The organism is Arthrobacter sp. APC 3897 (genome assembly GCF_030407495.1).
Classification (GTDB): domain Bacteria; phylum Actinomycetota; class Actinomycetes; order Actinomycetales; family Micrococcaceae; genus Arthrobacter_B.
On the sequence record NZ_JASDDG010000007.1, the window covers coordinates 21,531 to 33,631 of the forward strand.

General features: G+C 65.9%; 12 protein-coding genes and 1 riboswitch. Of the genes, 8 read left to right on the forward strand and 4 right to left on the reverse strand.

Annotation, left to right across the window (positions count from 1 at the left end):
• Nucleotides 1–29 precede the first annotated feature (29 nt).
• A riboswitch (SAM riboswitch) is annotated at nt 30–144 on the reverse strand.
• 166 nt (nt 145–310) lie between these two features.
• The 5 genes from QMA10_RS05055 to acs all read left to right on the forward strand — a co-directional run bounded on the left by QMA10_RS05055 (nt 311) and on the right by acs (nt 6,208).
• Entirely contained in the window at nt 311–1,135 is an 825-nt protein-coding gene (locus tag QMA10_RS05055) for a hypothetical protein (RefSeq protein WP_290166679.1), read from the forward strand.
• Nucleotides 1,136–1,367: 232 nt separating this feature from the next.
• Nucleotides 1,368–2,204, forward strand: a complete 837-nt coding sequence (locus tag QMA10_RS05060; protein ID WP_290166680.1) for an ABC transporter ATP-binding protein — start codon at nt 1,368–1,370, stop codon at nt 2,202–2,204.
• A 106-nt stretch (nt 2,205–2,310) separates the two neighbouring features.
• Nucleotides 2,311–3,372 (forward strand): aliphatic sulfonate ABC transporter substrate-binding protein, encoded by a 1,062-nt coding sequence (locus QMA10_RS05065; protein ID WP_290166681.1) that lies wholly within the window; start codon nt 2,311–2,313, stop codon nt 3,370–3,372.
• A gap of 65 nt (nt 3,373–3,437) precedes the next feature.
• Nucleotides 3,438–4,196, forward strand: coding sequence for an ABC transporter permease (locus QMA10_RS05070; RefSeq protein ID WP_290166815.1), 759 nt, complete (start codon nt 3,438–3,440; stop codon nt 4,194–4,196).
• Complete coding sequence (gene acs / locus QMA10_RS05075) at nt 4,187–6,208, forward strand: acetate--CoA ligase (protein WP_290166682.1); 2,022 nt, start codon at nt 4,187–4,189, stop codon at nt 6,206–6,208. The genes QMA10_RS05070 and acs overlap by 10 nt, the downstream gene beginning before the upstream one ends.
• Here the strand turns inward: acs and QMA10_RS05080 are convergent.
• On the reverse strand, nt 6,202–6,462 hold the full coding sequence (locus QMA10_RS05080) for a hypothetical protein (RefSeq protein WP_290166684.1): 261 nt from the start codon (nt 6,460–6,462) through the stop codon (nt 6,202–6,204). The two genes, acs and QMA10_RS05080, sit on opposite strands and share 7 nt — an antisense overlap.
• A 170-nt stretch (nt 6,463–6,632) precedes the next feature.
• Here QMA10_RS05080 and QMA10_RS05085 point away from each other — a divergent pair, with 170 nt between their 5' ends.
• Complete coding sequence (locus tag QMA10_RS05085; RefSeq protein ID WP_290166685.1) at nt 6,633–7,961, forward strand: O-acetylhomoserine aminocarboxypropyltransferase/cysteine synthase family protein; 1,329 nt, start codon at nt 6,633–6,635, stop codon at nt 7,959–7,961.
• Nucleotides 7,951–8,454 (forward strand): CoA-binding protein, encoded by a 504-nt coding sequence (locus QMA10_RS05090; RefSeq protein ID WP_290166687.1) that lies wholly within the window; start codon nt 7,951–7,953, stop codon nt 8,452–8,454. Before QMA10_RS05085 ends, QMA10_RS05090 begins: the two co-directional genes overlap by 11 nt.
• Here the strand turns inward: QMA10_RS05090 and QMA10_RS05095 are convergent.
• The 3 genes from QMA10_RS05095 to QMA10_RS05105 form a co-directional block, all read right to left on the reverse strand.
• A complete protein-coding gene (locus QMA10_RS05095; RefSeq protein WP_290166689.1) occupies nt 8,451–9,377 on the reverse strand; it encodes a hypothetical protein in 927 nt (308 codons plus the stop codon). The two genes, QMA10_RS05090 and QMA10_RS05095, sit on opposite strands and share 4 nt — an antisense overlap.
• On the reverse strand, nt 9,361–9,921 hold the full coding sequence (locus QMA10_RS05100) for an RNA polymerase sigma factor (RefSeq protein ID WP_290166691.1): 561 nt from the start codon (nt 9,919–9,921) through the stop codon (nt 9,361–9,363). Before QMA10_RS05100 ends, QMA10_RS05095 begins: the two co-directional genes overlap by 17 nt.
• Before the next feature lie 220 nt (nt 9,922–10,141).
• Nucleotides 10,142–10,948 (reverse strand): carbon-nitrogen hydrolase family protein, encoded by an 807-nt coding sequence (locus QMA10_RS05105; protein WP_290166692.1) that lies wholly within the window; start codon nt 10,946–10,948, stop codon nt 10,142–10,144.
• Nucleotides 10,949–11,099: 151 nt separating this feature from the next.
• Between QMA10_RS05105 and QMA10_RS05110 the strand changes: the two genes are divergently transcribed.
• Nucleotides 11,100–12,092, forward strand: coding sequence for a DUF2804 domain-containing protein (locus tag QMA10_RS05110; RefSeq protein ID WP_290166694.1), 993 nt, complete (start codon nt 11,100–11,102; stop codon nt 12,090–12,092).
• Nucleotides 12,093–12,101: the final 9 nt, after the last annotated feature.

A 12,101-nucleotide genomic window follows, 5' to 3' on the forward strand; every position in this document is an offset into this window, starting at 1 on the left:
CTTCGGGAACGGGACGCACCCGCCAGGGAGCGCCGTACTTGCCGTTCGCGGACGCGACACGGCCGGATCCTCATCTGGGGCACCCCGCTACGGAAAGAGGGTTGCCGCCCAACCAGCCAGAGCTTCGCGTTGGGACTCATGATCCTTCGGAACCAGTATTTGCACACCCGGACGGGCAGGGGAAATACATGACCCTGTGTGAACCGCGGCCGTTAACTTTCGGTCATGAACCGGCCCGGCTGTCTGCCGCACTTATCCACAACCGTCGCTTTCTCTTACCCAAACCCGCAGACAGCGCTACGGTCACACCATGAAGAATCATCTCGGCTGGATAATGCCGCTGGCAGGAATAGCGGCGGTTTGGCACTTTGGCCCCCTTGTCCTGAATGCCGTGGCCGTTTCCTCCCTGGGTGTCATTCCCAAGGGGCTGTTAGTGCTGGTGCTCTTCGCCGGATGCATATTCCTGGGTATTTATCTGCTGATAAAGGTCATCAGCAATTGGTACCGAACATTCCGTGCCCACCGCCGCTCCGGAGGTCATCTCAACAAAGCTGAGAGGGCCCAGGCAGATTTACAGCGGACGCATGAGGATGCATGGTCGGCGGCACGGGCGCTGACGGCCGGGCTCCGCCGGGGGCAGTCCCCGCCGGCTCAGGAGGTGTGGGGAGTTGTACCGGAACCGGGGGAATCGGTTCACCTTTTCATCAACGCCGACTATGCGCGTTTTTACGGTCTTAACGGAACGTACGTCCACACGTCCGGCTTTTTCTGGGGCCGGCCTTCCTTTGTCCTCGCAGGTGCTGGGCTGACCGCCCTCGCCAACCGTTCCCGGCGGCGCGCAGCCCAGGCCGCATCGCTTCAACAATGGCGGGAAAAGCAACGCACGCAAATGTTCCTGACCAACCGCAAAATTATCGCCCAGGTGAACGGGCAATGGCTCAGCTTTCCCTATTCGCAGATTTCCGCCTGCTACCCGGAACCTGAAAACTGCAGTCTGGTCCTGGAATTCTATTCTTGTGAGCCCCTCCTGATCGGCGGCCCCGAAGCACCCCTGGCCGTCGCGTATCTGGTCTGGGCCCTGTACGGCGAGCACGGGCTGGCCGCACACCCAGCCCTGCAGAGCCTGCGCTCCTGACCGGCACGTCGAAATATTACGGCGGGGACTTGCCGGTTTCCGCAATCACGCGTTTAGTAGCAGGTGACCATCCCGAGCGGCTGAGAGACCTGGATCAGTGAAGCCGCAGCAACCCTGGTTGCCGTACCTCCTCCTTGAGGAACGGCAATAGCGAGGACAACACCGCAGGAGGCCTTTGTGGCCCAAGGTGTTATCCGTAGGGTGCTACTGCCAGGACCGATGGAGAGTTAACATGACCGCTCTGGCTTCACAGTCCCCTGCCGCCGCGCCGCCCGCTGCACCGAACCCTGCCGCGCCGGCCGGCTCCGCCCTTCCCGTCACGTTTTCCGCGCTGGGCCGCAGCTTCGGCTCCGGCGGAGAAACACACCAGGTGCTGCGGGACATCACCTTTGACGTACATGCCGGGGAAGTCCTGGCGATCCTGGGCTCCAGCGGCTGCGGAAAGTCCACCCTCCTGCGCGCCGCAGCCGGCTTGGACGCCCCGACCGCCGGGGAGGTCCTGATCAACGGGACACCCGTCCGCGGCATTGATGACCGCTGCGCCGTAGCGTTCCAGGAACCGCGGCTGCTGCCCTGGCAAACACTGCAGGCCAACATCGCCATGGGGTTGCCCAAGGGCATCAGCGCCAGGAACGGCAAAGCCAAGGTGGCCGAGCTGCTGGAGCTGGTGGAGCTGACAGCCTTTGCCAAACACCGTCCCCGGGCGGTTTCCGGCGGCATGGCGCAGCGGGCTTCCCTGGCGCGGGCGCTGGCCCGCACACCCGGTGTGCTCCTGCTGGATGAGCCCTTCGGCGCGCTGGATGCGCTGACCCGGCTGAAGATGCAGGACCTGCTGCTTTCGGTTCACCGGGCAACCCCCACCACGGTGCTGCTGGTCACCCACGACGTGGACGAAGCCCTGCAGCTGGCAGACCGCATTATCATCCTGGGGAAAGAGCCCGGAAAGCACGGAGCCACCATCACGGACGCCGTTACCGTCCCCGGCACCCGGCCGCGCGACCGCTCTTCGGCTGAGCTGGCCCGAATGCGCGGCGAGCTCCTGGCCCGCCTCGGCGTCGACCGCCACTAAGACTCCCCCTCGGCGGCACTTTTCCCGGACCGCTTCGCCGGCTGTTCTGTGCCCTTTTGCGCACGAACCGCGGCTTTTACAGACACCCTCATCAGAAAGATTTCCCATGAACAGCCGTTCCCTCAACTCCCGTCCCGCCTCCCGCGCCGCGCTGAAGGCCCTGGCCGCAGCCGCTGCCGCAGCTTCCCTGCTGCTGACCGGCTGCGTGGCCGGTGAGGATTCCGATGCCGCCGCCAACGGCGGAACGGCCGACGGCGGAACCCTCACCCTGGACTTCGCCACCTACAACCCCCTCAGCCTGATCATCAAAGACCAGGGGTGGCTGGAATCCACCCTCGCCGAGGAGGGCGTCACGGTGGAGTGGGTGCAGTCGGCCGGTTCCAACAAGGCCAATGAAAACCTGCGCTCCGGGGCGATCGATGTCGGCTCCACGGCCGGGTCCGCAGCCCTGCTCCACCGCGCCAACGGATCCCCGATCAGGGCCATTGATGTTTTCTCGCAGCCGGAGTGGTCCGCCCTGGTGGTGGGCGCCGAGTCCGGCATCAGCTCGGTGGCGGACCTCAAGGGCAAGTCCGTGGCGGCCACCAAGGGCACCGACCCTTACTTCTTCCTGGTCCAGGCCCTGGACGAGGCAGGGCTGAGCCTGGATGACGTCACGGTGGAACAGCTGCAGCACGCGGACGGCCGCAGCGCCCTGGAAAACGGATCTGTGGATGCCTGGGCAGGGCTGGACCCCATCATGGCCGGTGCCGAACAAAACGGTGCCCGGCTCATCCACCGCAACCTGGATTTCAACACCTACGGCATCCTCGCCGCCAACGAATCCTTCCTGGAAGAGGATCCGGAACTGGCACAGGCGGTAGTCAACGCGTATGAAAAGGCCCGCGCCTGGGCGGCGGAGAACCCGGAGGAAACCGCGCAGATCCTGGCCGACGTGGCCGGCCTTGACCTGGCGGTGGCGCAGACCGTGGTGCTGGAACGCAGCAACCTTGACGTTGATCCGGCTCCCGGCGAGGCCCAGCGCAGCGTGCTCGAAAAGATTGGCCCCACGCTGGTGGAGACCGGGGACGTTGCCGGCCAGGCCGCCGTGGATGCGGCACTGGAGGGGTTGTTCGATGACTCCTTCGTGAAGTCAGCTGATCCCGAGTCCGTTTCGGAGACAAAGTGAGCACCGTCCTGAAGACGTCTGCGTCCGCGGGCACCGGCACCGGAAACACGGCGGCGGCCGGCACCATCCTGGCCAGCCGCTGGACCCGTGCCGGCCTGGGCCTGGTGGTGCCCGTCCTGGTACTGGCCGCCTGGCAGATCACCACGGCAGCCGGCATCTTTTCCCCGGTCCAGCTCCCGTCGCCGTCGGCCGTCTACACCGCCGCGGCTGACCTGCTCAGCCGCGGCCAGCTGGGGAACCACGTGGCCATCTCCACCCAGCGGGTCCTCATCGGCTTCGCGGTCGGCGGGGTGCTGGGCCTGGCGCTGGGTGCCCTGCTGGGGCTGTCCCGGCTGGCCGACATCCTGCTCGGTCCGATGATCGGCGCACTGCGGGCCGTACCGTCGCTGGCCTGGGTTCCCCTGCTCATCCTGTGGCTGAAGATCGGTGAGGACTCCAAAATCACGCTGATCGCAATCGGCGCCTTCTTCCCGGTGTTCACCACCGTGTCACTGGCCCTGCGCCACGTGGACCGGAACCTGGTGGAAGCCGCCCGCGCCTTCGGACTCAACGGTCTGAAGCTCCTGACCACGGTGCAGCTGCCCGCCGTCGTACCGGCGGTGTTCTCCGGGCTGCGCCTGGCACTGGCTCAGTCCTGGCTGTTCCTCGTGGCTGCGGAGCTCATCGCCTCCTCCATGGGGCTCGGCTTCCTGCTGACCGATTCGCAAAACAACGGGCGCACCGACAGGCTGCTGCTGGCCATCATCCTGCTGGCAGTTATCGGCAAGGCAACCGATGCCCTGCTGGGACTGGCAGAAAAGAAGGCGGTGGCCAAATGGGCCTGAGGACAGCAGCGCAGGAAACGTTCGAAGCAGCCCTGCAGGACGGGCACGGCACGGCCTCGGACCCGCAGACCGGCGCCGAACGAATCGCCTTCTGGGAAGACGCCGCCCGGCGGCTGCAGTGGGAGCAGCCCTGGCACACGGCGCACACGTTTATTCCGCCGCAGCGGCTGAGCGGCCCGGAAGTTCCGGAAGCCGACGCCGACTATTCAGTGCCGCAGATCGAATGGTTCGCCGGCGGCAGGCTCAACGTCGCAGTGAACTGCGTGGACCGGCATGTGGCCGCCGGACGCGGCAACAAAATCGCCCTGCACTGTGAGGGTGAGCCCGGAGACCGGCGCAGCATCACCTACGGACAGCTGCAGCAGGAAGTCTCCAAGGCTGCCAACGCCCTTCTGGCACTCGGCATCGGAAAGGGAGACCGGGTGGTGATTTACCTGCCCGTCATCGCCGAAACCATTATTATCACGCTGGCCTGCGCCCGGATCGGCGCCGTCCATTCGCTGGTTTTTGGCGGTTTCTCCGCCGAGGCGCTGAAGTTCCGGGTGGAGGACACCGGCGCCAAGCTGCTGGTCACCACGGACGGCCAGTTCCGCCGCGGCACCGCCGTGCCGGTGAAGGAGAATGCCGACGCAGCCGTGTCCGGCACCAACGCCGTCGAGCATGTTCTGGTGGTCCGCCGCACGGGCTGCGACATTGCCTGGACCGAAGGCCGCGACCTCTGGTGGCATGAGACCGTGGACACCGCCTCCGACGTTCACGAGCCGGAGGCCTTCGACGCCGAAACACCGCTGTTCATCATGTATACCTCGGGGACCACCGGACGCCCCAAGGGCCTGGTGCACACCATGGGCGGCTACCTGACCCAGGCGTCCTGGAGCTATGAGTACCTTTTCGCGAATCCCGATCCGGAGGCCCGCGGGCACGATGTCCATTGGTGCACCGCAGACTTGGCCTGGGTCACCGCGCATACCTATGAGATCTATGGTCCGCTCTCTAACGGTGTCACCCAGGTGATCTTCGAGGGCACCCCAAACACCCCGCATCCGGGACGGCACTTCGAGATCATTGAACGTTACAAGGTGACCAGCTACTACACCGCGCCCACCCTGGTCCGGTCGCTGATGGGCTGGTTCCCGGACGGTGTGCCGGACACCTGGGATCTGTCCTCCATCCGCCTGCTGGGCACCGTGGGCGAAGCCGTAAACCCGGAGGCGTGGCGCTGGATGCGGGAGAATATCGGCCGCGGTGAAGTTCCGGTGATTGACACCTGGTGGCAGTCGGAAACCGGCGCCACCATCCTGTCGCCGCGTCCCGCAGACACCGCTTTCAAGCCCGGCTGTGCCTCCCGGGCCCTGCCCGGGGTGTCCACCCGGATTGTGGATGAAGCCGGCAACGCGGTTCCCCCGCACACCCAGGGCTTTATCGTGGTGGACAGCATCGGCCCGGCCATGGCCCGCACGGTCTGGGGTGATCCGCAGCGCTACCTGGCGTCCTACTGGCGGCAGTACGCACGGCAGGGCTGGTTCCTGGCCGGGGACGGCGCCAAATACGACGACGACGGCGACACCTGGATCCTGGGCCGCACCGATGACGTCCTCAACGTCTCCGGGCACCGGCTGTCCACGATTGAAATTGAGTCCGCGCTGGTGTCCCATCCCTGGGTGACCGAAGCCGGCGTCTGTCCCGTCGCGGACCCCAAGACCGGGCACGCGATTGCCGCGTTTGTTGTGCTCTCGACAGCCGCGCCGGCCGCCGGTACCGATCTCAGCCGGCAGGTCACGGCTGAACTCAGGGCACACGTTGCCCGGCAGATCGGGCCGATCGCCAAGCCGGCCGCCGTCGTCGTGGTCCCTGACGTTCCCAAGACGCGTTCCGGGAAAATCATGCGCCGCCTGCTGACGCAGCTGTTCGAGCGCACACCGCTGGGCGATACCACCAGCCTGCAGAATGAACCCTGCATCGCTGACATTGCGGAGGTATGCGAATCCCGCCGCCGCGGGGTTCCTCAGTGAACGCGGGCCAGGGTCACCCGGTCCAGCACCACTACGCCGCCCATCAGGCGGTAGATGCGCACAAATTCCGTCGGCGAGACTTCCAGCATGGTGGTGTCAGCTTTCGGCGGCAGCAGATCGGCGTGCATGCCGTCCAGGAGTTCCACGAACAACCGGCTCGCCTCCACCTGCGGCATCGGGTCGGTGGCGGTCACTTTGTGGGTGGCGGCGGCAACTTTGTAGCCGGTCTCGATGATTACCACGTATTGGTCCATTGGGATCATTTCCTTCGTCGTGCCGTCCGGCTCCCCCGCCGCTGTCCGTCGCAGATCTGCGGTCCTGACCGGCCACGCAGTCCTGTTCCCCATTGTTGGTCCGCCGTACCCCACTTGCAACGATTCTCAGGCCGCTTTGCCGCGGCACACCAGAAAGGAGCACTCATTCCATGAGTGATCGCCAGTTTGGCTTCCGTACCCGTGCCCTGCACGCCGGCGGCACCCCCGATGCCACGCACGGCGCCCGTGCCGTGCCCATCTACCAGAGCACCTCATTTGTCTTCAAGGACACCGACGACGCCGCGAACCTGTTTTCGCTGCAGAAGTACGGCAACATCTACTCACGGATTGGCAACCCCACGGTGGCGGCGTTCGAGGAGCGCATCGCCTCCCTTGAGGGCGGCATCGGTGCGGTGGCAACGGCGTCGGGCATGTCAGCGGAATTTGTCACTTTCGCCGCACTGTGCGGGGCCGGTGACCATATTGTTGCCGCCGCCCAGCTGTACGGCGGCACCGTCACCCAGCTGGACGTGACCCTGCGCCGCTTCGGGATCGACACCACGTTCGTGGCCGGCACCGACCCGGCCGACTATGCCGCGGTCATCCGGGAAAACACCAAGGCGGTGTATGCCGAGGTGGTGGCCAACCCCAGCGGCGAGGTCACCGATATTGCCGGGCTGGCGAAGGTGGCGCACGACGCCGGTGTGCCGCTGATCCTGGATGCCACCCTGAGCACTCCCTACCTGGTGCGGCCGTTTGAACACGGTGCGGACATTGTGATCCACTCCGCCACCAAGTTCCTGGGCGGGCACGGCACCACGCTGGGCGGCGTCGTCGTTGAATCCGGAAAGTTCAACTGGGGCAACGGTAAGTTCCCCGCCATGACCGAGCCCGTGGCCAGCTACGGCAACATTTCCTGGTGGGACAATTTCGGCGAGTACGGGTTCCTGACCAAGCTGCGCTCGGAGCAGCTGCGGGATATCGGCCCCTCCCTCAGCGCACAGTCGGCCTTCCAGCTGCTGCAGGGTGTGGAGACCCTGCCGCAGCGCCTCGACGAACACCTGCGCAACGCCCTGGCTGTGGCGCAGTGGCTGGAGGCAGATCCCCGGGTGTCCTGGGTCAGTTATGCCGGCCTGCCCTCCCACCCGCACTACGAACGGGCCCGGAAATACCTGCCCAAGGGTCCGGGATCAGTCTTCAGCTTTGGCGTGCGCGGCGGCCGGGAGGCTGGCCGGGCGTTCATTGAGGCACTGCAGCTGGCGTCGCATTTGGCGAACGTGGGTGATTCGCGCACCCTGGTGATCCATCCGGGTTCCACCACTCACGGCCAGCTCTCGCCTGAGCAGCTTGCCGCCGCGGGAGTTGCCGAGGACCTGGTGCGGATTTCCGTGGGGTTGGAGGACCTGGAAGACATCCTCTGGGATCTGGACCAGGCCCTTTCAGCTGCGGTTGTACCCGATGCTGTCCACGAACTTGAGGAGTCCGCCAATGTCCGCTGAAGCTGCCGCACCGCGCATCTGGGAGGGGCCGAGCGCTCCGGAACGGCTGGCGCTGCTGCGCCGGGCCAAGTCGATTGCGATTGTGGGTGCCTCGGACAAACCGTCACGGGCGTCCTATTTCGTGGCGACTTATCTGCTTTCCTCGTCACCGTACACGGTCTATTTCGTGAACCCTGTGGCCAAGGAGATTCTGGGGCGGCCGGTCTACGCGTCCCTGGCTGACCTGCCGGAAGTGCCGGACATCGTGGATGTGTTCCGCCGCCACGATGATTTGCCCACCGTGCTGCAGGAGAGCATTGCCGTAGGCGCGAAGACGCTGTGGCTGCAGCTGGGGTCCTGGCATGAGCAGGTGGCCCGCGACGCGGAAGCTGCCGGCCTGGACGTGGTGATGGACCGCTGCGTGAAAATTGAACACGCCCGCTTCCACGGCGGACTGAACCTGGCCGGCTTCAACACCGGGGTCATTTCCTCCAAGCGGCAGCTGACCGTTTAGGAGTTGCCCGGGGCCAGGCTGCCTTCGGAGAACTTCTGGCCCGGGTTATGGGGCTGCTTGCCGGGATTCCCACGGTATCCGTGCCCGGCGCCGCCGCCGGAATCACGGCCGGGCACTCCCGGGCGGCTAATTTCACCGGCTCCACGGTCCCGTCCGTGGGTTCCCGGCTGGTCGGGTTTCCCGGAGCCCCCCGGTTGGTCGGGTTTCCCGCGGTGTCCGGGATCGCCCGGTCCCCCGTGGTCATGCCCGCAGCCGGTTTCCGCCGAGGCGGGTGTCCGGGCGGCTGGGGCGGCGGCCGCGGCGGGATCCGGGACGCTGCCGGCAGAAGCTGAAGGACCCGGCAGGTTGGCGGGCGGCGCCGGCACTGCAGGCGGGATTGCGGGGTTGCCGTCCGCGGCGCCGACCGCCGCAGTGCCGGATCCAGCTCCGGATTCCGGGGCTGAATCCGGGCCGGATCCGGGCACGGCGGGTGTGCCCTCGGGGGAAGCCGCCTCCGGGACAACAGGCTCCGCAGCGGAGGGAGAAACCGGAGCTGCAGGGCCGGGCTGGCCGTCCTCGTCCGTTTCCTGTCCGCTGTCTTCCTGCACCGGAGATGCATCGCGAACCTCGGCGGGCGTCACGGATTCACTTGTCAGGCGCAGATCGGTGATGGTGCTGGCAGCCACACCCGATGCTCCCGCAGCCATGGCAGCAGCCAGCGTAAAGCTCAGGATGAGGCCGCGGTGGCGGCGCGGCTGCTTGGAGCGGTCCGGGGCCGGTTCCGACAGCAGCTCGGCCAGTTCGCCGGTTGGCACCGGCGCCGCGGTGCCGGTGAATGAGCGCAGCTTTCGCAGCCCGTCCAGCAGCTCAGGAGTCTCGTCGACGCCTGATTCCTCAAGGAGCCGCCGGATCACGGCGTCGTCACGTTCAGGCAATTCGTTCATGATCGGGAACCTCCCCTCGTTCCATCCGGCCCTTCAGGGCCCGCAGGGCCCTGGCCTGCAGCTGCTTGACGGCACCGGTGCTGCTGCCCATGATGTTGGCTGTTTCTTCGATGGAGAGGTCCCCCACGACGCGCAGCAGCAGCACTTCCTGTTGACGGCGGGGCAGGCCCTCGAGCAGTGCTGTCACACCGGGGCCGGTTCCCAGAAAGGTTTCCTCAGCGGATGAGCTGAACCGGGAATCAGCCTGCGGATCAAACTGTGCCAGCACGGGTTGGCGTTTCCGCTGCCGGACATCGTCGACCATGCGGGCATGGGCAACGGAAAAGGCAAAGGTCCGCAATCCGCTGATGCCGCCGGTGAGTTTCTCCAGCTTGCTGAAGACGGCCAGAAAAACTTCCTGGCACAGTGCTTCCGGATCCTCGCAGCCCTTGCCGGTGAGATAGGCAAGAATTGACGGCGCAAGAGACTCATAGATTTCCCGCAGCGCCTGAGGCTCTCCACCACGCGCAGCGGAAAGAATCTCCTCTGTCAGGGTTATGGCCAAGGCTCGGTCTTTCCCTCGCGGAAGGATGGGCTTTTCACATCCTATCCTGCGGGCGCAGCGAAACGGCCGCACCGGGGCTCGTTGGGGGGATAAGCCTCGGTGCGGCCGTTCCAAGAGAGTAATCGCCAGGGACCGCCAAAAGGTAACGCGGCACCCGATATCTTTTTAATTCTTTCAGTTCAGCGGAACGTCCGGCCGGAATTCGAGCCCGGATTCGGCTTTACCCTGCTGAAGTTATCCGATCATTGGCCGCAAACCGCCGGTTCTTCAATACCGGCAGGAACTCGCGCACATCATCTATCCGTTTCCGGGTAACTTCCGCGGTGACCACGGCCTCGGGCTCGTCCTCGAGGAATGCCTGCGGCACTCCCATGGGGTCGAGGATGGCCGAGTGCCCCACCGTGTGGCGGCTGGAGGTTCCCGCCGCAGCCACCCACACCGTGTTTTCGATGGCACGGGCCTTGAGCAGGGTTTCCCAGTGTTCAATCTTGTGTTCACCCTTGAACCACGCGGCGGGAACAGCCAGCAAATCAGCACCCTGGTCCGTCAGCGCGCGGGCGAGTTCGGGGAAGCGGATGTCATAACAGGTCATGAGGCCCACCCGGATGCCGCCCAGGTCAACAACCTTCACGCCGCCGTCGCCCGGTTTGATTCGGGTGGACTCGGAGTAACTGAAAGCGTCATAAAGATGCAGTTTGCGGTACGTGTCCACGATCCGTCCCGTGGAATCGATCAGCACCAGGGTGTTGTAGGGGCGTTCCTCCCCGCTGGACTCATAACCGCCGGCGACGACGGCGATGCCCAGTTCCGCTGCCAGCAGTGAGAGCTGCTGGACAAAGGTGGTCCAGCCGGCGTCCACCGCAGCGGCCAGGGAGCCTTCCACCTTGCCCACGCTGAACATGGACTCCTCAGGAAAGACGATCAGCTCGGAGCCGTCGGCCTTGGCCTTGGCCGCCAGCGAGCGCATCACCTCAAGGTTCTCTCCGACGTCGCCCGCCGGGCTGAACTGACCTACGCTCACCAACATTTGCGGCACCGCCCTCATCTGATCCGAAGTTTTCTCCCCCAGCCTAGACCAGGACCGCAGGGCCCGGCACGGAAACGACGGGCGCAAATGCCGGCGCTGCGGACTCAGCGGTGCGCCGGCAGATGCGCGGGCGGGCCTAGACTGGGGCCGCATGAATGAACTCACGCTCCCGACGGACCTCACCACCGCCCGCGGAACCCTGAACCCGGAAGCCGTAGGCTACTCCCGCTCACCGCTGCACCGCACTGCGCTCCCCGGCAACACTGCAGCCCGGCTGCGGACCAAGCGCTGGGAGTACTGGGGCGTGCTCACGCCTGACCTGGCACTCGGCATGACGATAGTGAATCTCGGCTACGCCGCCAGCCTGCAGATCTATGTCCTGGACCGGGCCACCGGTAAGGAAATCAGCATTGAGCCGCTGAAGATCCTGCCCTCCCCCGCCGACGTCCAGCTGCCGGACACCCTCCCGCCGCTGACGGCACTGGCCTCGGCAGGCGACGTCTCGCTGCGCTTCCACGATGACGGCGGCGGCACCCGCCTGCGCGCCCGCTCCCCCCGCGTCGAGGTCGATTTGTATGCCCCGGCCGAAGGGGACGTCCTTGGCGTTGTGGTGCCGTGGTCCGAGCGCAGGTTCCAGTACACGCTGAAGGACGTGGCCCGCGCGGTGTCCGGCACTGTGACCGTGGACGGCAAAGTCTTCACCGTGGGGGCTGACGCATTTGCCGTTCTGGACCGCGGGCGTGGCCGCTGGCCGTACCGCACCACCTGGACCTGGGGTGCCGGATCAGGGACCGTGAACGGTACCCGGCTTGGCCTGCAGATCGGCGGGCAGTGGACTGCCGGAACTCCGGCCACGGAAAACGCCCTGATCGTTGACGGCCGGCTGCACCATTACGACGGCGAGCTGGAGTTCACGTACGACCTCTCGGACCCCCACTCCGCCTGGACCGTGCACGGTCCGTGGATCGACGCCGTGCTCACGCCCTTCCACCGCAGGGAGTCCGCCACCAAACTGGGCGTCATTTCCTCAACGATCTGGCAGGCCTTCGGCACCTGGGCGGGAACGGCACGGACTCCGGACGGAACCGCATACTCACTCGACGGGCTGGGCGGCTGGATCGAGGAAGCCCGGCACCGCTGGTAGGCCGGTTCC